Below are 21,023 nucleotides of genomic sequence, written 5' to 3' on the forward strand. Positions count from 1 at the left end.
AACGAGTCGCAAAAAAGAGCGGCTTAACGGCCGTAAAGCTTGAGCTTATCCTCCGATATCCGGCAGCCGATCCCGGGTTGATCCGGCAGCTCGACCGTCCCTTCCTCTACGGATGGGCCCGATTCGATCGGGTCGTCCTCCAGAAAAATCGGACCGTTCAGGTCGACCGGCTCTTCGATCTGCAGGTAGTTGAAGAGGTGCGCGCTCGCCGTCAAGGCCAGCCTCGATTCCGTCAATCCGCCGCCCAGCAGGCCTAATCCCGCTTCTCTGGCCAGCTCCCCGCATCTCTTCGCGCCCGTCAATCCCCCCATCTTCGTCAGCTTGACGACCGCCGTATCGCAAGCCTCGGCGCGAATCGCCTGCATCAGATTCCCCGTCGTCCAGATGCTCTCGTCCAGGGCGACGGGGACGTTCGTCTTGCGGCGCAGCTCGGCATGACCGTGCAGATCGTCCGCCTTGAGCGGCTGCTCGAACACGTCGACGCCTATTCGCTCCATCGCTCGCGAGAGCTTGATCGCCCGCTGCAGGTCGTAAGCTTGATTGGCATCCACCCGGAGGAACAGATTCGGAGCCGCGCCTTTGACCGCTTCGAGAATCTCGAGGTCCGATTCCGGGTTCAGCCCGAGCTTGACGTCAAGCCCCCGGTAGCCGTTCGACGCGGCGAACGCCGCCTTGCTCTCGGCTTCCTCCGGGCTGGCCGTGCTGATGAGATAAGACAGCCGAATCGAAGAACGGAACCCGGAGAACCACAGATCCGCCAGCCTGCACTGCCTGGCCTTGCCGATGGCGTCGTACAGGGCCATATCGATCGCCGCTTTGGCGATCGGCTGTCCTCCGCTTAGGTCGGCTTTGATCTCCTTGTTCATTCGAGAGCGGATCGAACGAACGTCTTCGACTTCCGCCCCGATCAACGCCGGCTTCAGGTAGCCCTCTATCGTGCTAGTCACCGTCTCCAACGTCTCGCCGCTCCATCGGTGGCTCGGCCTGGCCTCGCCCCAGCCCGCTATTCCGCTGTCCGTAACGATCTTGACGTAGACGTGCGGAGCGCCTTGGCTTTGGCTGCCTACCGTTCCGCCCGAGATGGCGAAGCTTTGCTTCATCGGCAGCCTCAGCGGATACGCTATAATGTCAGCTATTCTCACGGCACACCCGCCATTCTCTAATTTCTTCTACTCCCGTATCCAATTCAGCCTGACTCCGCTTCTCGATCCCGTTCCAAACCAGCTTGGCCGCGCCGATCGTCCCCGCCATGCCGCCCAGCGCCGCGGGCAGGATCTCCAGCTCCGGCTCGTTCGCGAACCCATGAAGCGTACAGCTTCGGACATGGCCTCGAACGCGTTCGAACAAGAAGTCTCCCTGCGCCGTCACGGCTCCGCCGATGAGGACCGCGGTCGGGTTAAAGCTATGGATCAGATTCGCGATCCCGATCGCGATATAGGCCGAGTACCGGTCGATGATCCGTTCCGCTTCTTCGACCCCTTCTCTCGCCGCGGCGAACACGGCTTCCGGAGAGACCGACCACTCGCGGGAGCCGGCTTGTTCGGACGCCATCCGCTTCAAAGCCGTAACGGAAGCGTATCGCTCCCAACAGCCGCGAAGTCCGCAGGTGCAAGGCAGTCCGTCCGCTACGATGGTCTGATGCCCGTACGCGCCCGCATATCCGTTCCTTCCCCGGTATGGCCTGCCTCCCGTAACGAGGCAGCCCCCGATCCCGGTGCCGAGGGCCAGGCAAATAAAATCGTCCCGGCCTTGGCCCGCGCCCAGCCATTGCTCTCCCAATGCAAGCGCATTCACATCATTCTCTACAAAAAGCGGCATGGTGCCGCCAGCCTCAAGCTCGTCGCGAAGGGAGGTCCCTTGCCATCCGGGCAAATTGTCCGTGGCGCTGCCGATCCCCCCTTGCAGGTTGACATAGCCCGCCGTACCGATCCCGATGCCGGCCAACTGCCAGTTTTGCTCCGCGGCAATCCGCTCGTAATCCCCGATCAGATTGTCCAGCTTGCCCAGTAAGCCTTGCTTGCCTTCCCTAGCTTCGGTCGGCGTAGAACGCCGTTCCAAAATCGTTCCGTCCGTTCCGATCAAACCGCTTTTGATATGGGTGCCTCCGATATCGATCCCGATTGCCGCTTTCTTCATCGTCCGCCCCCTGCTGAATCCTCTAGTTGTGAACCCATTGATCGTATGATAGCACACTATTGCGGGTTTAGGAATATAAATCCTTCAAAAATTTATAAAAAGAAGATTTTCTCCATTATGTAGACAAATAATTCGCGCGAACGGAGAAGCGATGTGTAGAAAATCAACAACAAGAAGAGACGGCCGCCCTTGTCGGACCGCCGTCTCTTGAAGTTTCGTATAAAGCTTAAACCTCCGCGAAGTAGAACGCCAGGCTGCCGAAGTCGCCTTCGAGCTTCGGTAGCGGCAGGCCGACGTGCATCAGCTCGTCGCCGCCATAGACGCGGTCCGTTCCCTTCAGCGCGTAGTTCTTCTCCGGGTCGAGTCCCTTCAGGCGCAGGCGCGCGAGCGGGCCGTTCGGTACCGCCAGCGTGCGGACGAAGATCGCGTACGTCTCGGAGCGGTCTTCGGAGACGAACTGCCAAGCCGTCTCGTTGCCTTCGAACGGGCTGAGCAGACGGTAGAAGTCTCCTTGCTGAACGAGGCCGCGCAGCTCCTTGTATTCTTGGACCTGGCGAGCGACCTCCGCCTTTTCTTCCGCGCTCATCTTGGACAGGTCGAGCTCGTAGCCGAAGTTGCCGGACATCGCGACGTGGCCGCGAGTCGTCAACGACGTGACGCGCTGAACCTGGTGGTTCGGCACCTCCGACACGTGGCTGCCCATCGTGCTGATCGGGTACACCATGCTCGTGCCGTATTGGATCTTCAAGCGCTCGATCGCGTCCGTGTCGTCGCTCGTCCAAGTCTGCGGCATGTAATAAAGCATGCCCGCGTCGAAGCGGCCGCCGCCGCCGGAGCAGCTCTCGAACAGGATGTTCGGGAATCTCGACGTGATCTTCTCCATGACTTCATACAGGCCGAGCATGTAACGGTGAGCCGTCTCGCGCTGACGCTCCGGCGGCAGCTGGGCGGAGCCGATCTCCGTCATGTTGCGGTTCATGTCCCACTTGACGTAGGTCAGAGGCGCGCTGGAGAAAATCTCCGTCAGGCGCTCGACGATATAATCGCGCACGTCTTGGCGCGAGAAGTCGAGGATGAGCTGCGTGCGGGCCAGCGTGCGGCGATGGTCCGGCACGTGCAGGCACCAGTCCGGATGCGCGCGGTACAGGTCGCTGTCCGGGGAGATCATCTCCGGCTCGACCCACAGGCCGAAGGACAAGCCTTCCGCGTTCACGCGGGCGGCCAAGCCGTCGAGCCCTTCCGGCAGCTTGTCCGTGTTGACGAACCAATCGCCGAGTGAGCGCTTGTCGTCGTTGCGCTTGCCGAACCAGCCGTCGTCGAGCACGAACAGCTCGAGGCCCAGCTCCTTCGCCGCGGTGACGATCTTCATGATCTTGTCCGAATCGAAGTCGAAGTAAGTCGCTTCCCAGTTGTTGATCAGGATCGGGCGTTCCTTGTCGCGGAACTCGCCGCGGCACAGGCGCGTGCGGTACAGCTTGTGGAACGTGCGGGACATGCCGCCGAGACCTTCGCCGGAATACACGAGAACCGCTTCCGGGGATTGGAACGACGCTCCGCCGTCCAATTGCCATTCGAAGTCGAACGGGTTGAGGCCGATCGACAGGCGGGTCGAGCGGAATTGATCGACTTCCGCTTGCGCCAGGAAGTTGCCGCTATAGACCAGGTTCATGGCGTACACTTCGCCGTTATCTTCCGTCGTCTCCGGCGTGACGAGCGCCAAGAACGGATTGTGCATGTGGCTGCTGGAGCCGCGGCGGCTCTCGATCGCTTGCACGCCCGGCATCAAGGCGCGGCGCGCCACATGACGCTCGCGCGCCCAGGTTCCCCACAGGTGCAGAGCTTCGAATTCGGAATGCGGCAGGTCGACGCTTGCGCTCAGGAAACGCTGCACGCGTACCGCGGCTTCCCCGAGGTTCTCGATCCGGGCGTTGCGCGCGATCGCGTCGCTGTCCCGGAACACGGTATAGCTGACGATCAGGCGCAGCTTGGCCGCTTCGTCCTCCAGCACGATCTCCAGCGTCCGGGCTTCGTCGCCGGACTCGGCATAGACCGCCGGAAGTCCTTCCAGCGCGGGCTTGCCGGCGACGACCCGATGATCCTTCACTTTGAATTCCGTGATCGTCGTTCCGTTCGCCAGGCGCACTTGATACGCCGGCGAGCGGAAGTCGCTCGTTCCGTAGCCCGGAAACTCTTGTGGAAGCGTATCGAGCGAGAACGTCTCGTCGTCCGGGAACGGATTCGGGTTGAAGGAAGGACGGTACGACTTCGGCATCATGTCGTGAATCGCCGTTCCGCGGATTTTGCGTCCCCAATAAAGATGAGCCAAATAATCGCCTTTGACGACTTGCATCACATAGCTGACGTTCTTGGATTGCAGATGATATGTACGGGTGCTTTGATCATAATGGATGGTCACGGATTACACCTCATGCTATAGATTTTACTAGCCCCATTCAAAAATCCCGCTTCCTGGTAAGAAGCGGGACGAATCGTTAACGGTCCGCCGGCAGCCAACTCTGCGACCAAACCGCCACTTCCGCGAAAATCTTCTCCAGCGCCCTTCCCTTGTCGGTAAGCGAATATTCGATCCGAACCGGAGTCTCCGGGTAGACGTCCCTGCGGACGATGCCCTCCTGCTCCAGGTCCTTCAGCCGCTCCGACAGCAGCCGTCCGCTGATGTTCGGAAGAGACGTCTCGAGCGTGCAGAACCGCTGCGGTCCCGGCAGCAATTGAAAGATGATCAGCCCGGCCCAGCGCTTGCTGAGGAGTTGCATCGCTTTCTCAAACCTCGGGCAGATTGTCGGAATTTGCACTTGTTCCAATGCGGTCACCTCGCCATAGTTGCATTGTAGCACAGCGGGGCGAGTTAATACAGAATAATGGCGCTGCATGGCGGCCTTCAAAAATTCCTTAAATACAATCAATTCTATTTCGGATATAATTACCAGCATTAATGACATTAATCATTCAAGGAGGAATAACCCGACATGAAGCTCAGATGGATACTTGCCGGACTCGTTGCCGCATCCTTGGCGTTTCATTCAACCAGCCTTCAGGCAACTGCGGCTTCTCCCTCGTATTCTCTAACCGTTGACGACCTAAAGCTAAACTCCCCGTTATCCCCCGAATTCCGAAACGGAGTTACCTTCGTCCCCATGCGGGCCATCTTCGAAGCGCTTGGCGCCAAAGTCGCTTTTAACGGCAAATCCAAACAGGTCGTCGGGCAAAGAGGCGACAAGTCCATCACGCTAACTCTCGGCTCCAAAACCGCATACGTCAATAAAACCGCGGTCTCCCTTCAGCAAGCGCCGTTGACTCTGAACAATAACGTCTACGTTCCGCTAAGGTTCGTAAGCGAGTCGCTCGGAGCCGAGGTCGAGCTGAATGCCGCTTCCAAGACGATCAACATCCGTACCGACGAAATGGATCTGACCGTTACGGACAAGCTGCCCCTAATGAACGATAAAGGGGAATCCATCTTGCTTAAGCATCAAGGAAACGCGAAGCTGAAATGGTCGTTCCAGGATGAGAGTCCTTTTCAGAATTACGAGGGCTTCGTCGGAGATAATCATACGCTCGTCTTTATGGGTCATCGCGAATATTTCGTAACCGATTTTGAGGGGAATGAACTCACGACAGAGGTTTTCGAAGACGTATCCTACGCCGAGATCGAAGCCGTAAAGAGCTCCGACGGGTATGACATCAAGGCGAGCAAAGGGGACAACAACTACAGCTGGAGCCGTATCCCGCTTTATACCAAGACCAATGTATCTCCGCAATTGATCATTGCCGGCGAGCCTTCTTATGACTACCTTGTCGTGAACGGCAACATCGATAGCGATGGCCATCTCATCATTCTGACGAAGGATGGCCTTGCCGCTTATGACGACAAAGGCGAACGCCTCTGGGCAAAGCAGCAATTTCAAACCGAAACGGGAGTTTTGTCAGCCTTTGAGGAAGACATGCAATTGGTGACCGATTCCTCCAATAACATCTACCTTCAGAATGAGGCGGGATACGCGATTCTGAATGCGAAAGGCGAGACGCTTCTTGCCGATAACGGCTATTTTGCCCCAACCATTCTGAAGGACGGCACTTTATTGTTTAACGGCAGAGTATATAAGGTGGAGAATGGCAAGCTTACGGAAGCGGCCTCTCCTTACGGAGGCGGAGGAAGAGGAGCTTATTCAAGCCTTGACAGCGAGAATACTCTGAAAAAGATGGACCCGGCTACCGGAGAAACCGTGTGGACCTACAAGCAATCGCAGATGGAGAAGCAGCGGGGCTACAGCCTGTTCGCATCCACTCTCGTCGCCGACGGCATAGGCAACGCCTACATCTCCACGACCGGCGGCACGATTCACAGCCTGGATTCGCAAGGCAATCTGCGCTTTATTCTCGTCATAGACAATCAAACGATCACCGGCACGCAGATCATTCCGCTATCCCCGACGACCTTCGTCGCGATCGACAACAACCTTGTGATGTGCTTCGAGATCGCGAACGGATAACCGAAACGAGAATAACCGCAACAAGAACCATGTCCGGCCCAGGGCCGAGCATGGTTCATTTTTCCAATGGTACCGAACGGATCCAATAGAACATCTAGCTTCGCCTTTTTATGCGAGGAGGAGCCATATAGCCATATATTGTTTGTTTAATTAGGTTGGATTATCATGCTACGGTTGCTTAATGAGAATAACACTCCGAATCGTTTGCGCATTTATCGTTGTCGCCTCTGTCCTGTACGCACTACAAACGGAAAGAAAATACAAATTGCTTAACAATGAAGTCAACGATATTCAGGCAAGCGAACTAATCATGATTAAAAATCAAACCGCCAGCATTAAATATCGTTTAGGGGCAATTATCAAGGATAACAAAATAGGAGACAGCGAGGTCGTTCCATTAGCTTTTATAATCGAGGAATCCAGAAACTTGATTACCCCATATGCCTTGCTATCGAACATTGATTTTCATTCCGTCGAAGATGTTTATCCCGAATTGAACACGAGTTTCGGCACGGCGTGGAATCAAGTCAACGTAGCACCAAGATACGCATCAGTAAGCGATATTGGGCAGATGATTGAAGCTCTTGATGCCTTTATGGCTAAAGTTCAATATTTATATGAAACTCAACGCTAACGCAACCTCTGATTGGTTCGATAAACCGCCTTTTTACAGAGGCGGTTTTCGTTTGGACATAAATCAACATCAGGATACCGGGCAGCTTTTAATGACGTATGTTATTGTCCCCCGACAGAAAGCGTTCTTGAGAGGATGCGAACTCTGTTCGCGCAGTGCGATTATACGTTGTCGAGGCTGTTTAACTTACGGTATTTGAGGAAAGAAGCTACTCTCCAAGGAAGAGCGTATCCGAGCGCGATGGTCAGGAACAGAGCCATCTCCGTCTCCTGTCCCAGCGAATTCAGGTTCTCTCTTAACAGAAAACGTACGGCGAACACGATGAGGAAGGCTATAAAAAAGCCCTTGTTCCGGGTCGCGTAGATTTGTTGGTCCGAGCGGCGCTCGTATCGGGTCGTCCAAATGAGCGGAATCGATAAAACGGCTCCAAAGGCGAATGCGCAAACCCATTCCCAGCCGGCGGCATGGATTCCGGGAGTCGACAGCACGGGCACGCAAGCCAACAGCAAGAGGAACGCGGGCACGAGCAGACGGATTCCGTTCCCCTTGATCGGACGATACATGGATCGGGTTCTGCGCCATAGAATCAAGGCCGCAATTAGAATGACAATGACATAGAAATTGTAGGAATTCATTCCTTAACCTCGCTCGCCCTTCATTATATTGAGACGCCCCAATATGGAATAACAACAAATAGGAATTGCATTTATTGGTATTTTACTATCCGCCGATAGGGTTGTAAATTAAAGATCACCTAATGCCGGTGCGTTCGTCTGCCCGAAAGCCATATCCACCGGCACAATAGAATGAACGCACTTCTTCATGTTCATTTGACCATTAGGCGATTGGGTAACTCCGCTCATGTGGTGCACCCCGTGCACCTCTTTGGCTCGTTGTCGGTGAGCTCCGCTCATGTGGTGCACCCCGTGCACCTCTTTGGCTCGTTGTCGGCGAACTCCGCTTATGTGGTGCACCCACTGCACCTCTTTGGCTCGTTGTCGGCGAACTCCGCTTATGTGGTGCACCCACTGCACCTCTTTGGCTCGTTGTCGGCGAACTCCGCTTATGTGGTGCACCCACTGCACCTCTTTGGCTCGTTGTTGGCGAACTCCGCTCATGTGGTGCACCCCGTGCACCTTTTGGCTCGTTGCTAACGGTTGGCTGACCGGCTACCTACAGCCAAACAGCCCGCCCGATCTTCTCTCCGATCGGGCAGGCTGCTTTCTAGGCGTTCCAACAACTTATTCGAATAATTCTTTGAACCTTCCGTATCCTTCTTCCTCCAGCTTGCTGACCGGAACGAAGCGGAGCGCGGCGGAGTTGATGCAGTAGCGCAGGCCGTCAGGGCCCGGACCGTCCGGGAACACGTGTCCCAGATGGGAGTCCGCCTCGCGGCTGCGGACTTCGGTGCGAACCATGAAGTGGCTGTAGTCTTCCTTCTCCTTGACGATGCCCGTCTGGATCGGCCTCGTGAAGCTCGGCCAGCCGCAGCCGGAGTCATACTTGTCGCGGGAACTGAACAGCGGCTCTCCGGAGACGATGTCCACGTAGATGCCTTCTTCGTGGTGATCCCAGAATTCGTTGCGGAACGGCGGCTCCGTCCCGTTGTTCTGGGTAACCTCGAATTGGATCGGAGTCAGCTTCTCCTTCAGCTTGGCCTTGTCCTTCTCCGTATTCCAATGGCCGGAGATGAACGCGTCGCGCCCCGATCCCTTGCGGTAAGCCTTATAACGCAGCGGATTCTTCTTGTGATAGTCCTGGTGGTAATCCTCCGCCGGATAGAACTCGGTCGCCTTCGTGATCTCCGTCACGATCGGACGATCGAAGCGGCCGCTCGCCTCAAGTTCGCTCTTGGATTTCTCCGCCTTCTCCCGCTGCTCCTCGGTCGTATAGAAGATCCCCGTGCGGTAAGATTCCCCGCGATCGAAGAACTGTCCTCCCGCATCGGTCGGGTCGATCTGCTGCCAGAAGATGTTAAGCAGCTTCTCGTACGGCATCAGCTCCGGATCGTACGTGATCTGGACCGCTTCCGCATGGCCGGTCGTCTCCGAGCACACCTGCTCGTACGTCGGATTCGGCACATGGCCTCCCGTATAGCCGGATTCGACCTTCAGGATGCCAGGCATCTCCTCGAAAGGCGTCACCATGCACCAGAAGCAGCCTCCCGCGAAAATCGCTTTTTCACTCATGTATGCTTAACCTCCTTAGGTTTAACTATCGTGTTTCTATACACAGTTTAGCAGAGTTTGCTTTAATTTTCATTCTTCCGGCGATCGTTGGCCACACCGTCCAAGTCGTCCAAGCCGCCCGAGCTCCCCCACTTCTCGCCCCACTCGCGCATCTGCGTCAGAACGGCCCTATACTCCTTGCCCTTCTCCGTCAGCGAATACTCCACGCTGACCGGAGTCGTCGGGATGACCTCGCGGCGAACGATGCCGAGACTCTCCAACTGCCGCACAATGTCCGTCAACGACTTGACCGTAATGCCGCCTAAGCTTCGCCGCAGCTCGTTGAATCTCAACGTTCGATAATAGAGCCTCGAGATGACCTCGTACGACCATTTGCCTCCGAGCACCCGCAAGGCCTCTCCCATGGCGGCCTCGCATCGGACGCCTTCTTCTCCTCCGCGAATCATGGCTGCTCCTCCCGTCGCTTACTTTAAGCAAGCAAGATTAAATGAAGTGCGTTCTTACCCCCAATATACCACTTCCGCTAAACTGGACATAGAGCGAAGGAAACGGAGGCGAAACGAACGATGGAGAGGGGTCAAAAAACGATTGTCGTCATGGGAGCGACCGGCCGGCAGGGAGGGGCGACGGCCCGCCGCCTTCTCGCGGACGGTTGGAAGGTGCGGGCGTTCACCCGCGACGCTTCGAGCGCGGCCGCGTCGGCGCTCGCTCGGGCGGGGGCGGAACTGCGCGAAGGGAATATGGAAGACCGGCCGTCCCTGGTCAAGGCAATGGAAGGAGCCTACGGAGTCTTCAGCGTGCAGCCGCCCGAGTGGGATCCGAGCGATGCAGCGGCCAAGCGGGAGATCCGGCTCGGGGTCCAAGTCGCCGACGCCGCGAAGCAAGCCGGAGTCCGGCATTACGTCTATTCGTCGGTCGGTGGCGCGGACAGGCAGTCGAGGTTCCGCTATCTGGCCAAGACGGAGATCGAACGCCACGTTCGCGAGATCGGGCTTCAGGCCACGGTGCTGCGGCCCGCCGGGTTCATGGAGAGCTACGCGAAACCGATGTTCGGCCTCCGCCAAGGAAAGCTGACCGACGGGATGAGACCGGACGTGCCGGTCAAGCTGATCGCCGTAGAGGATATCGGCGCGTTCGCCGGAATGGCCTTCCGCGAGCCGCAAACGTTCATCGGAAGAACGATCGAGCTGGCCGGCGACGCTCCGACCTCGACCGCGCTGGCAGCTTCCCTCTCGAGGGCGCTTCGGCGGCCGATCCGTTACGAGCGGATTCCGATCGAGACCATTCGAAGCCTTAACGGGACTCTTGCCTCGATCTACGAATGGCTTAACGGCGAGAGCTACGAGGTCGATTTCGCCGAGCTGCGGCGTCTCCACCCCGGGCTCATGACGTTCGACGATTGGCTGGCTCGCCAAGGAACCCAATATCTTAAGGCAAGTTTAGAGGCGTCGGAATAGCGGTTCATGACGGGAGACTCGTCCGGGCGGAACGAGTCTTCTTTGCTTGGCGCGGCAAGGATCGTATTGTATGATCGGAATTAGAGACCATAATTAGACAAATAAGGAGCCGAGAGATGAAACCGATGCTTGAACCGAATGGAGAGATTTCCGACTTTACCCTTACGATTCTCTATACGACCGACGTGCACGGCAACGTTCTGCCCCACCATTATGCCAACAACGAGCCGAGTCCGACGGGCTTTGCCCGGCTGGCTCCCCTCATTCGCGCGGAACGGGCACGACACGAACATACTCTTCTCCTCGACAACGGCGATCTTATTCAAGGCACTCCTTTTACCTACTACTATTCCCGGTTCGCGAGCGATGCGCCTCATCCCATGATCCGCGTCCTGAACGAGCTCGGCTACGAGGGGGCGGTGATCGGCAATCACGAATTCAATTATGGAATGGACTTGCTGAACAAGGCGGTCCGGGAATCGAATTTTCCTTGGATGGCGGCGAATATCGTGGGCGCGGAGAGCGGGGAGCCTTACTTCGGCAAGCCATATCTGATCAAGGAGTATCCCGGCGGCGTGCGGGTCGGCGTTCTCGGCCTTACCACGCAATACATCCCGAATTGGGAGCATCCCCGCAACGTGACCGGGCTTGCCTTCAAGGACGCTTGCGAAACGGCGAAGCGTTGGGTTAAGCACCTTCGGGAAGAGGAGCGCGCGGACCTGGTCGTCGTCGCTTATCACGGCGGATTCGAGAGGAGCCTGGAGACGGGCGAGCTTACCGAGAACGAGACCGGAGAGAACCAGGGCTACCGGATCTGCATGGAGGTTCCGGGCATCGACATTCTGCTGACGGGCCATCAGCATCGCGAGATCGACGGGGCTTATATCAACGGGGTTCGGATCATCCAGGCCGGAGGCATGGGCATGCATCTCGGGATGGCTCAGGCGACCTTGGCACGGGAAAACGGGGCTTGGCGCGTAACCGGAACCGATTCGAAGCTCCTGCATCAAGGCGAATACGTTCCCGATCCGGCGGTCGTGGAGATCGTCTCCGAGACCGAGGAAGGCACGCAGGGCTGGCTCGACCAGCCGATCGGCTTCGTGGAAGGCGACATGACGATCGTCGACCCGATGAAGGCGCGCCTTACGGAACACCCGTACATCGAGTTTCTGAACCGCGTCCAGATGGAGGCGGCGGAGGCGGATATCTCGTGCACCTCCCTCTTCGACAATTGGTCGCCGGGCTTCGGCAGCCGGATCACGATGCGGGAGATTGTCGCCAACTATATTTACCCGAACACGCTGAAAGTGCTGCGAGTGTCCGGACAAGACATCAAGGATGCGCTCGAGCGCTCCGCGACCTACTTCGAATACGAGGACGGCGCCGCGAAGGTCAGCGCCTCCTTCTCCGATCCGAAGCCGCAGCATTACAACTACGACATGTGGGAAGGCATCGACTACGAGCTCGACATCGCCCGCCCGCATGGAGACCGTGTCGTCAAGCTGGAGAAGGACGGCAAGCCGATCGACCCGGCCGGAGAATACGACGTCGCCATGAACAACTACCGGGCCGTCGGCGGCGGGGAGTACCCGATGTTCAAGGACAAGCCGGTCGTTCGCGACATTACGGTGGACGTCTCAGAGCTATTGGCCAACTATATTATGGAAAAGGGCACGATCCAAGCTTCGGTGAACCGGAACTGGAAGGTGACGGCGAACGGGGTCGAGGTCGTAACGGAATAGAAGTCCGCGCGAACGAAAACCGCCTCTCCGCGAGGCGGTTTCTTCGTTAGGCATTAGCCGTACATGAAGAACAAAACAAGCGGAACGATCCAGAGCAGCGGCAGCAGGTTCATCCAAGCCGCCCGTTTGAACTTCCCCTTGTGGTAGAAGATCCAGCAAGTCACGGCCGCGCCGACGAAAGCGGCGGGATAAAGCCAGACGAAGAACATGAGGCCGAGGCCCGCGATGCTGCTGAGCGCGTTCGGATCGGCGAACGCCATGATCGACGTGAGCGCGACCAGAAACCACGGGGCGCACATAAGCAGATAGATAAACTGGGAGAGGAGAAGGTATAACGCTGTTTTGACGTTTTTCAAAGGGAGATTCTCACCTTTCGGACATAAGGGTTATGAGAAGCTTAATCTTTTTTACTTAAATCGGCTGCAAAATTGCGAGAAAGCTTCAAAGGATGCGGAATAGATATGGAACTCGCCGTAGGGGGTATTCTTCGTCTCGATCCTGCCGGCGAACTTGCCGTAAAGCCTGTTCGTATAGCCATTGTGAGCAAAGGTTGGGAGCCTCACCTCGACCGCCTCGGAGGAAGCGTCCTTGATCTGCTCGGCCAGCACCTGAAGGCCTCTGATAAAGGTGCGATTGCCTCGATATTCCTCCTTAAAATAACTGTTGATCAGAACGGCTATTTCCTTGTTTTCGAAGCCGTTTTCTTCCATCCCCAGCGTAAAACCTCCGATTCCGATCACCTCGTTCTTTCCGTTAACCAGAATGGCGGCCCTTCCTTTGCGCATGACGTTCTTGATATCCGTCAACGCATGCTTCACCTGATAGCCAGGAATGATGCCGTTCCGATGTTCCAGGTAGAATTCGGAGAACCGGCTCCATTGTCCGATGCTTGAGCAAATCTCGAAGGTTACCATTCCGTCGCCCCCTCTCTCCGTCGTCTTCTAGAACTTATATTTTTTATATTGCATAATAATATTATTTAGATTATATTTCTATCTATCCCAATTTAAGGTGGTGTTAGAGAATGGGTGCACCGGCATGCAATGCTCCGATGGCTTCGGGAGTACAGAGAGACCCGGCCGACGTATAAACGAATCGTTCGCAGCGGTGGCCGGCCTCGATGCCGGCCATTCGCCGTTCAGCGCAAGGGTACGAACAAATAGAAATCCATCTCTCCGCTAGGACGCTGAACGGTCTTGAGAAGCTCAGCCCTCTTCCGGAACCTCCGCCTGTTCTCCTCCGTCGGTCCCGCGTAGAACACGATTTCCCTCCAGCCCGCCTGCGATTGCCGCAAGTGCTTCAGAAGCGCTCGATACCCGGCAAGCAGAACCGCTCCGCCTCTCCAGCGATCCTCGATATAAAGCAAATGAACTTGAATGCGGGCACGATCCTTGTAGCGGTCGTCCTCCGCCCCAGCCGTATAGGCGACCGCGGACACGACGGCTCCCGATTCATCCTTGCCGATGAGCAAGCCGTTGTCTTCCAGGGTGTAAATGAGCAAATGAATGACCGTACTCCACTTGAACGGGGTTCCGAGCCTCTCCGCGTTGCGGCATAGAAACATCGCGCCGTCGGCCTGTTCCTCTTCGGTACTTGCGATCGACCAGACGATCATGGGGCAGCACTCCTAGACATGGATTGGCGTTGCTGAAGAGTAGCTTCGAGCGATTCCCGGATAGCGGGGTACCGGCGGAGCAATGGGTGAAACTGCTCGCCGGAGAGCGTCAGGCAGACGCAAGGAGCAAGCGCCGCGATGCTTGCCGTTCTCGGGACATGGCGCAGCAAAGCGATCTCCCCGAAGTGGTCGCCGTCTTCCAAGACGGCAACCGTCTTGCTCTCTCCCGTCTCCGGATGGGCGACCGCGACTTCAACCTTGCCTCGGGCGAGGATATAAAACTTGTCGCCTTCGTCTCCTTGCTCCATGATCCGTTCTCCCGCTTCGAACCTCTCCGTCGCGAATAAACCGGAGATCTCCCTAAGGGCACTCTCGGGAAGCCCGCCGAAGAAGGGAAGCCGGGCAAGTCGGGACGCTTCCACCCGGGCGTTCCCTCCTCCCTTGGAGAAGATGAACCCCTGCTGCTTGTCCCACATGCGGCGGTAGGGACCGTTCCGTTCCAGCAAGCTCTCATGGGAGCCGGTCTCGGCGACCTCCCCCCGCTCCAGGACGATAATTCGATCCGACAGGGCGGCATGGGACAACCGATGGGTAACCGAGACGACCGCCCGGCTTCGGGCGACCGAAAGGAGAGTTTCGCTCACCGCCTGCTCCGTCTCCGGGTCCAGCGCGGACGTCGCTTCGTCCAAGAACAGAACCCGCGGCTTGCGGACAAGAGCCCGGGCGAGCGCGATTCGCTGCCTCTGTCCTCCGGACAGGCTATCGCCTTGGGAATGAACGACGGTATCGTAGCCGCCCTCGAACCTCGCGATCGCGTCGTGAATGCCGGCGGCTTGAGCAGCCTCTTCGATCTCCCGCTCGGAAGCGTCCGGCTTGCCCATCCGGATATTGTCACGAATCGTTCCGTTAAACAGGACGGAGTCCTGCAACACCATCCCGACCTGTCCGAGCAGGGAGTCGTAGACGGTATCGCGCACGTCGACTCCGTCGTAGAGCACGGCGCCGCCCGAAGGCTCCTCGAATCGAAGCAGCAGCTGCAGAAGCGTGCTTTTGCCCGAACCGCTGGCTCCGACGATGCAGGTGTATCCCGAAGCCGGAATGACGAGATCGATCCCCTTCAGCACCAGTTGTCCGGGGACATACTCGTAGGAGACGCCGCGAAGCTCCAACGCCCGGCGGATCGGAGGAAGCTCGAGCGTGCCTCCTTCCGCCACGTCCGGCTTCCAATCGAACACCTCCTGCAGCCGATTAAAGCTTGTCCTCGAATTCAGAATCGAAGGCAGCAGCGACGTTAACCCGAACAACGACTGTCCCACCGTGATAAAGATCGAATTATAGGCGATAAAAGTACCGATTGTGAGATGCTCGTTGAAGGTCAGATAACTCCCGTAACCGAGAACGATCGCCGACAGCGCCGAAACGGCCAAGAGAGGAAGGCGGTTCAGGTTCGAATCGACGAAGCTTCTTCGCACCCCGATCGACAGCATCGACCGCAAATTCGCCTCCACCTTCTCCTGCATGGCGAGCCTCAGATTGAAGCCTCGAACGACCTTGTAGCCGGCGACGTTCTCGTTGATCGCATGATTGAAGTTTTGCAGCTGCTCATAGTAGGCGCCGGACAGCTTCAGAGATCGGGCTTTAAGCAGCCGGTACGGCAAGAACAGCAGCGCGGAGCCCGCGATAGCGACGAGAGTCAGCCTCCATTCGGTCCCGAACAGAATCGCCAGTCCTGCCGCTACGCTTAACGACAGCGTTAATCCGGACGACATCGTCTGTATGGCGGCCAGCTGAATGTTCGGGATGTCCTCCCTGTACCTGGCGAGGAGATCGCCTAGCCGGAACCGCTCGTAGAACCGTTGGGACTGAGGCTGCATATGCCGAAACAGCTTCATCCGGTAATCGAACAAGAGCTTGCTGCCGAGCCTCGCTCTGGCATAGTCGCCCGCAATGCCGAACGACACGTTCAGCACCCCGATCAGAAGCAGCGAGCCGACGAGGATCGCGAGCACGGAGGCGTCTTTAGGAAGCAGAGCCTTATCGATCAGGTATTTATAGCTTATCGCCGAGAGATAGGAGAAGAGGAGATCGAACAAGCCCCCTGCGGCGATCAGAGCAAACAGAATCGGAGACGAGCGAATCGAGGACATGATCGTCTTGAACAGCATGCACCCTTCCCTCCGATAGGCCTAAAGACTGAATGAATACCCTTCATTGTAGGGCTTGAGACTGTACGCAGAATGAAAAGAAAGCGCTTCATGTCAGGTTTGCGGGTCAAACTTTATCAAATTTCGGCGAAAAACAAGAAAAGCCTTCGATTAGATCGATATCCTAATCGAAGGCAAACTTCCCGGCGTTAAGCCTATGGACGTTCAAAGCAGGCGGCGGGGTTCGCCCGCAAGCGGGACCAATCGAGCTCGCCCGAATCCTCTTCCAGATCGAGGAGATCGAACATGGTCTCCCAGTACTTCTTGGCCTCCTTCTCTCTGTCCAACAGAAGAAGGAGCGCGATCATTCTGGCATGAAGCTTCGCGTCCAGCGGCTGCAGCTGAACCCATTTCTGCATCGGATTCAGAGCGATCTCGTATCGCTTCTGCTCTACGTAGGTACCGACCATCGCCTCAAGCAGCCTGCCGAATGTCAGCTCCAGCTCGGCCTGCCTCGGCGCCGCCCAGCCGTAGCCGCTTCCGGCCAGGTACCCGTCTCCGTAAAGCTGAATCGCCTGCAGGACGTTCGTCAGGGAGGACGTGCTCTCCACCTGCCGAACGGCCGCCTCGAACCGAAGCACGTCGTCGTCTAGCCGTTTGTTCCAGCGCAAGCCATAGCTTCCGCCCGCCGTCTTCGTCTGCTCCACGATTCCGTTCAGTCCGCAAGCCTCCAGGTCTTTTCTCAGCTGATAGACCGTCGAATGCAGGTTGACCTGGGCCCGCTCCACGTCGCCCCCCTGCCAGATATCCTCGAGGATTTGAGCTTTGCTCACCGGCTTGTCCCCATGGTGATGCAGATAGGCGAGCAGCTCCCGGCTCTTGGAATTGCGAAACCGCACCGACTCTCCCGTCTCCGTCGTGACGGAGAAGGGACCGAAGCTGCGTACGGCGATCTTCCTCTCCGAAGCTTCCTCCGACGGATCGCGAACCGTATTCCGCTTCCGAAGGCGGCCGAGCGTTCTGGCCAGATCGTCTCCCGTGATCGGCTTTAGCAAATAATCCAGAGCTTCCACGTCGAACGCCTCCCGCGCGTATTCTTCGTATGCCGTCAGGAAAGCGATATGGATCTCCGGCCGAACCGCCTGCAGCCGGCGAGCCAGCTCCAATCCGTGAAGCCCCGGCATCTCCATGTCCAGAAGCGCCAGCTCGACGGGCTCCGAATGGGTCAACGCGTATTCGAGCAACGACTTCGGACTGTCGAACAGCCCGGCCACCTGCACTCCCTCCATCGTCTGCAGAAGCTTGCCTAACCGATTCAGCGCGGGCAGTTCGTCGTCAACGGCTATTACCCGAATCATCCGCGTTCCCCCTTCCCGTATGGATGTCGTTCGGCTGGACGGCCGATGCTCCCCTGCCCGCGGCAAGCGGCACCCGAATCGTCACCTTCGTTCCGTTCCCGGCGGCGCTCTCGATATCGAGTCCTCGGCCATACTGGCGAAGGAGCCTCTGGTGAATGTTCCGAAGGCCGACTCCCCCTTCGCCTTCCGCTTCTCTCGAGAGGATGGCGTGCGGCTCCAGCGGCATTCCGATCCCGTCGTCCGCCACGGCGAGTACGGCATCGTCTCCTTCCGCGATCACCGATACGCGGATCGTCCCGCCCTCTTCCCGTTTCATGATCCCGTGCCTGACCGCATTCTCGACCAACGGCTGAAGGGTCGTCGGCGGCAGCAGGCAATCGGCCTCCTCGTCGACCTCGTAGACGATGCGCAGCCTGTCTCCGAATCTCGCCTGCTCGATCTGAAGATAGGCGCGGGTCAGCTCCAGCTCCTTGCGCAGCGGCACGAGCCTCGTCTTGTTCTTGAAGTCGAAGCTCCCTCTCAAGTAACGGCTGAGATGCAGCAGCAGATCGTGAGAGGTTTGAGGCTCGTCCAGCGACAAGGAGAGGATCGTGTTGAGCGCGTTATAGAGAAAATGAGGCTTGATTTGCGCTTGCAGGAAAGCCATCTCGGAGCGGATCGCGTCCTCCGCGGAACGCTTCATCTCCATCAGCGTGCGCGCTCTCGCCCGCAGCTCGTGGGGATGGAACGGCTTCGTCAGAAAGTCGTTCGCCCCTCCCTCGAGCCCGTACACGAGATCCTCGGGCTCGCTTCGGACCGTCGTCAGCAGGATGGGCAGCTCGGACAGCGCGTAGTTCTCGCGAATGCGGCGGCACGTCTCGTAGCCGGACAAACCGGGCATCATGACGTCCAGAATGACGAGGCCGATTCGGCCTTCGGAGCTCTTGATCAGCTCCAGCGCCTCTTGCCCGCTTGTCGCCGTCAGCACCTCGTAGGGCTCGTCCGCCAGAACGGTTCTAAGCACCCGAAGATTCACGACATCGTCGTCGACGGCAAGAATCGCTTGCCCCGGCTTATGGGCGCTCTTGGGCTCGAGGGAAGCCGCCGCTTCGAGCCTTGCCGTTCTCAGTTGCGCGGACGCCGGCGCTAGCTCTCTCGGGGCCGCGGAACCGCCGCCCTCCGCGATAGGGAGAGTGAAGGAGAAGACGGAGCCCTGGTCTTCCTTCGATTCGACCGCGATGCGTCCCCCGTGCAGCTCGACCAGTCTCTTCGTTATGCCCAGGCCGAGTCCGGCTCCCCCGTACTCCTTCGCGACGGAGGTTCCCTCTTGCTCGAAGGATTGGAAAATCGCCTCGCGCTTGTTCTCCGGAACGCCGATGCCGGTATCGGCGACGGCGATGCGAAGCATCGCCCCTTCCGATTTGGCGGAGACGACGACTTCGCCCCGCGGCGTGAACTTGATCGCGTTGCCTATTAAATTGTAAGCGATCTGGAGGAGCCGGCTTTCGTCGGCCAACGCATTCGGCAACGATTCCGGCCATTCCATCCGCAGCGTGACCGGCTTCCGGCCGATGTAATGGCGAAACACTTCCTCCTGCGCCGATAGGACCGCCCGAACGTCCACGCTTGCAAGGGACAGCCGGATGCCGTTGTTTTTCAACAAGGACAGGTCGAGAATATCGTTGATCAGATTGGACATTCGCCGCGCGACGGAGACTACGGTCTCCAATTGCTCCCTCTGCAGGTCGTTCAGCGGTCCCGACTTGCCGTCCGCCAAGGCTTGCGACAGGTTCAAAATCCCGTGAAGAGGCGTCTTCAGCTCATGCGACGTATTGGCCAGGAACTCGTCCTTCAGCCGGTTCATCGCGATCAGCTCGTCCGACAGCGTTCCGATCGTCCGGTAAGCGTTCGTGAATCGCCTCGCCAGCTCCAACGCTTCGATAAAAACAAGAAGAACGAAGCCGTAAGGAACGAGCTGAAGGTCGATCAAGATGATCCATCCGTCGCTGTACAGAATATCGTGAACGGCCGCGGCGACGAAGACGAGCCAGCCGGTAAGCTGCAGCAACGCCCCGCTTCGTCCGCGCCACAGCGCCAGAGTGAAGCCGTATAGAAAATAAGCGAACGCGAACAGCGACACCCATTTAAAGGAGTCGATGAATCTTGTGAATGTCTCGGCCGGCAGCAGGAGGACCGAAGCGATAAAGACGCCGCCTATCGCGGCGATCGGCTTGACGAGCTTGCCGCCGAATTCCTTCGGGTACAGCTCCTTCACGAACAGCACGGCCATCGTCACGCCGCCGTAATAGGTCAAATACTCCAGACGGATAAGGAGCTCAATGCTCGCCTCCGGGAAAAGCTCGGCCAAGTACATTCCGCCGACTACCCATAGGCGCAAGGCGCCCAGCAAACAGCAGATCCCGAAGTACAGAGTAGAGCGCTCGCTGCGCCTGAGTACGTATACCGAGATCTGATACAAGCCGAGCAAGGCGCATCCGCCGAAAACCGCCATGTCGACGAAGGAGCCATTCTTGCTTCTCTCCAGCATGTCCTGCTCGGTCCCCAGCGTCAGGCTGTACCAGATGCCGCCGTGAGGATAGATCGCGTTGGAGGCTCGAATCGTCAGCTCGAACGCCGCGGAGGAAGGCGTAAAAACGACGGTTTGCGGCTTGTAGGCCGCATGCGCTCCTCCCTCGTCCGTCGAGAGCGCTCCCGCTTCCGCGATCAGTCGGCCGTTCTCGTAGATCTTATACGCCGGAGTGATCGCGGGGATCTGGAGACCGAGCGATCCGATGTCTTCTCGGGCAAGCACTTTAAGGCGATAGGTTGCCTCGCCTCGTCCCGGCAATCCGAGTGACGTCCACTCTCCGGGGACTTCCGCAAGCGTATCGGGCGATGCCCGGTCAGCACCGAAGGTATTGCCATTAAGGTGCCGCTCCCAGTCGAAGGACCATTCGCCGCTAAGCCGAACCGCCCCGTCCCGCGCAAGACTCCAATCTCTCAAATCCAGCACGCCGTTCTCCGCGCGCGGCTCCGTCTTGCCCGGCAGCAGGCCGAGGGCCGGCAGCGCCAGAGTAGAGCCCAGCATGAGCAAAATGGCGAGCAACGCAATCAGTCTGGTTCGCCGACTTTGAAGCATCCCTTGCATCCACCGCCCGAGTTCCCGTAATACCCCTATCTTACTTCACCTCTCTTCCATTACGCCATTGGTAATGCAGAAGAAGGGGCTCTAAGCACGTCTCAAGGCTCCTCTGGACC

The 21,023-nt window shown here is 57.8% G+C and carries 17 protein-coding genes; 4 read left to right on the forward strand and 13 right to left on the reverse strand.

Features of this window, described 5'->3' with window-relative positions:
- Positions 1 to 23 precede the first annotated feature (23 nt).
- From H7B67_RS11970 to H7B67_RS11985, 4 genes are all read right to left on the reverse strand, one after another.
- On the reverse strand, positions 24 to 1,142 hold the full coding sequence (locus H7B67_RS11970; protein WP_342592590.1) for a mandelate racemase/muconate lactonizing enzyme family protein: 1,119 nt from the start codon (positions 1,140 to 1,142) through the stop codon (positions 24 to 26).
- The gene (locus tag H7B67_RS11975; RefSeq protein ID WP_185120062.1) at positions 1,129 to 2,136 is read right to left on the reverse strand and encodes an ROK family protein; all 1,008 of its coding nucleotides are present in this window, start codon (positions 2,134 to 2,136) and stop codon (positions 1,129 to 1,131) included. Before H7B67_RS11975 ends, H7B67_RS11970 begins: the two co-directional genes overlap by 14 nt.
- Before the next feature lie 226 nt (positions 2,137 to 2,362).
- Positions 2,363 to 4,552, reverse strand: a complete 2,190-nt coding sequence (locus tag H7B67_RS11980) for an alpha-galactosidase (RefSeq protein WP_185120063.1) — start codon at positions 4,550 to 4,552, stop codon at positions 2,363 to 2,365.
- Positions 4,553 to 4,628: 76 nt separating this feature from the next.
- Positions 4,629 to 4,910 (reverse strand): winged helix-turn-helix transcriptional regulator, encoded by a 282-nt coding sequence (locus H7B67_RS11985; RefSeq protein ID WP_245363888.1) that lies wholly within the window; start codon positions 4,908 to 4,910, stop codon positions 4,629 to 4,631.
- Between the two features lie 213 nt (positions 4,911 to 5,123).
- Here H7B67_RS11985 and H7B67_RS11990 point away from each other — a divergent pair, with 213 nt between their 5' ends.
- Positions 5,124 to 6,647, forward strand: a complete 1,524-nt coding sequence (locus tag H7B67_RS11990; protein ID WP_185120065.1) for a stalk domain-containing protein — start codon at positions 5,124 to 5,126, stop codon at positions 6,645 to 6,647.
- 310 nt (positions 6,648 to 6,957) lie between these two features.
- Entirely contained in the window at positions 6,958 to 7,281 is a 324-nt protein-coding gene (locus tag H7B67_RS11995; protein ID WP_185120066.1) for a hypothetical protein, read from the forward strand.
- Between the two features lie 161 nt (positions 7,282 to 7,442).
- Here H7B67_RS11995 and H7B67_RS12000 read toward each other — a convergent pair whose 3' ends face one another.
- The 3 genes from H7B67_RS12000 to H7B67_RS12010 all read right to left on the reverse strand — a co-directional run bounded on the left by H7B67_RS12000 (position 7,443) and on the right by H7B67_RS12010 (position 9,916).
- Positions 7,443 to 7,916, reverse strand: a complete 474-nt coding sequence (locus H7B67_RS12000; protein WP_185120067.1) for a CcdC protein domain-containing protein — start codon at positions 7,914 to 7,916, stop codon at positions 7,443 to 7,445.
- Positions 7,917 to 8,522: 606 nt separating this feature from the next.
- Complete coding sequence (gene msrA, locus H7B67_RS12005; protein ID WP_185120068.1) at positions 8,523 to 9,470, reverse strand: peptide-methionine (S)-S-oxide reductase MsrA; 948 nt, start codon at positions 9,468 to 9,470, stop codon at positions 8,523 to 8,525.
- Positions 9,471 to 9,532: 62 nt separating this feature from the next.
- Positions 9,533 to 9,916 carry a winged helix-turn-helix transcriptional regulator gene (locus tag H7B67_RS12010; protein ID WP_185120069.1) on the reverse strand — a complete coding sequence of 128 codons (384 nt, stop codon included), beginning with the start codon at positions 9,914 to 9,916 and terminating at the stop codon, positions 9,533 to 9,535.
- Between the two features lie 120 nt (positions 9,917 to 10,036).
- On the opposite strand from H7B67_RS12010, the gene H7B67_RS12015 reads away from it, so the two are divergent.
- On the forward strand, positions 10,037 to 10,927 hold the full coding sequence (locus H7B67_RS12015) for an NmrA/HSCARG family protein (protein ID WP_185120070.1): 891 nt from the start codon (positions 10,037 to 10,039) through the stop codon (positions 10,925 to 10,927).
- A gap of 125 nt (positions 10,928 to 11,052) precedes the next feature.
- Positions 11,053 to 12,669, forward strand: a complete 1,617-nt coding sequence (locus tag H7B67_RS12020; protein ID WP_185120302.1) for a bifunctional metallophosphatase/5'-nucleotidase — start codon at positions 11,053 to 11,055, stop codon at positions 12,667 to 12,669.
- 53 nt (positions 12,670 to 12,722) lie between these two features.
- Here H7B67_RS12020 and H7B67_RS12025 read toward each other — a convergent pair whose 3' ends face one another.
- From H7B67_RS12025 to H7B67_RS12050, 6 genes are all read right to left on the reverse strand, one after another.
- Positions 12,723 to 13,025 (reverse strand): hypothetical protein, encoded by a 303-nt coding sequence (locus tag H7B67_RS12025; RefSeq protein WP_185120071.1) that lies wholly within the window; start codon positions 13,023 to 13,025, stop codon positions 12,723 to 12,725.
- Positions 13,026 to 13,076: 51 nt separating this feature from the next.
- Positions 13,077 to 13,583 (reverse strand): hypothetical protein, encoded by a 507-nt coding sequence (locus H7B67_RS12030; RefSeq protein WP_185120072.1) that lies wholly within the window; start codon positions 13,581 to 13,583, stop codon positions 13,077 to 13,079.
- 224 nt (positions 13,584 to 13,807) lie between these two features.
- On the reverse strand, positions 13,808 to 14,284 hold the full coding sequence (locus H7B67_RS12035) for a hypothetical protein (protein ID WP_185120073.1): 477 nt from the start codon (positions 14,282 to 14,284) through the stop codon (positions 13,808 to 13,810).
- Positions 14,281 to 16,449, reverse strand: a complete 2,169-nt coding sequence (locus H7B67_RS12040) for an ATP-binding cassette domain-containing protein (protein ID WP_185120074.1) — start codon at positions 16,447 to 16,449, stop codon at positions 14,281 to 14,283. Before H7B67_RS12040 ends, H7B67_RS12035 begins: the two co-directional genes overlap by 4 nt.
- Before the next feature lie 194 nt (positions 16,450 to 16,643).
- Positions 16,644 to 17,786, reverse strand: a complete 1,143-nt coding sequence (locus H7B67_RS12045; protein WP_185120075.1) for a response regulator — start codon at positions 17,784 to 17,786, stop codon at positions 16,644 to 16,646.
- Entirely contained in the window at positions 17,764 to 20,904 is a 3,141-nt protein-coding gene (locus tag H7B67_RS12050) for a hybrid sensor histidine kinase/response regulator (RefSeq protein ID WP_185120076.1), read from the reverse strand. Before H7B67_RS12050 ends, H7B67_RS12045 begins: the two co-directional genes overlap by 23 nt.
- Positions 20,905 to 21,023: the final 119 nt, after the last annotated feature.

Source organism: Cohnella thailandensis, assembly GCF_014212135.1.
Lineage (GTDB): Bacteria > Bacillota > Bacilli > Paenibacillales > Paenibacillaceae > Cohnella > Cohnella thailandensis.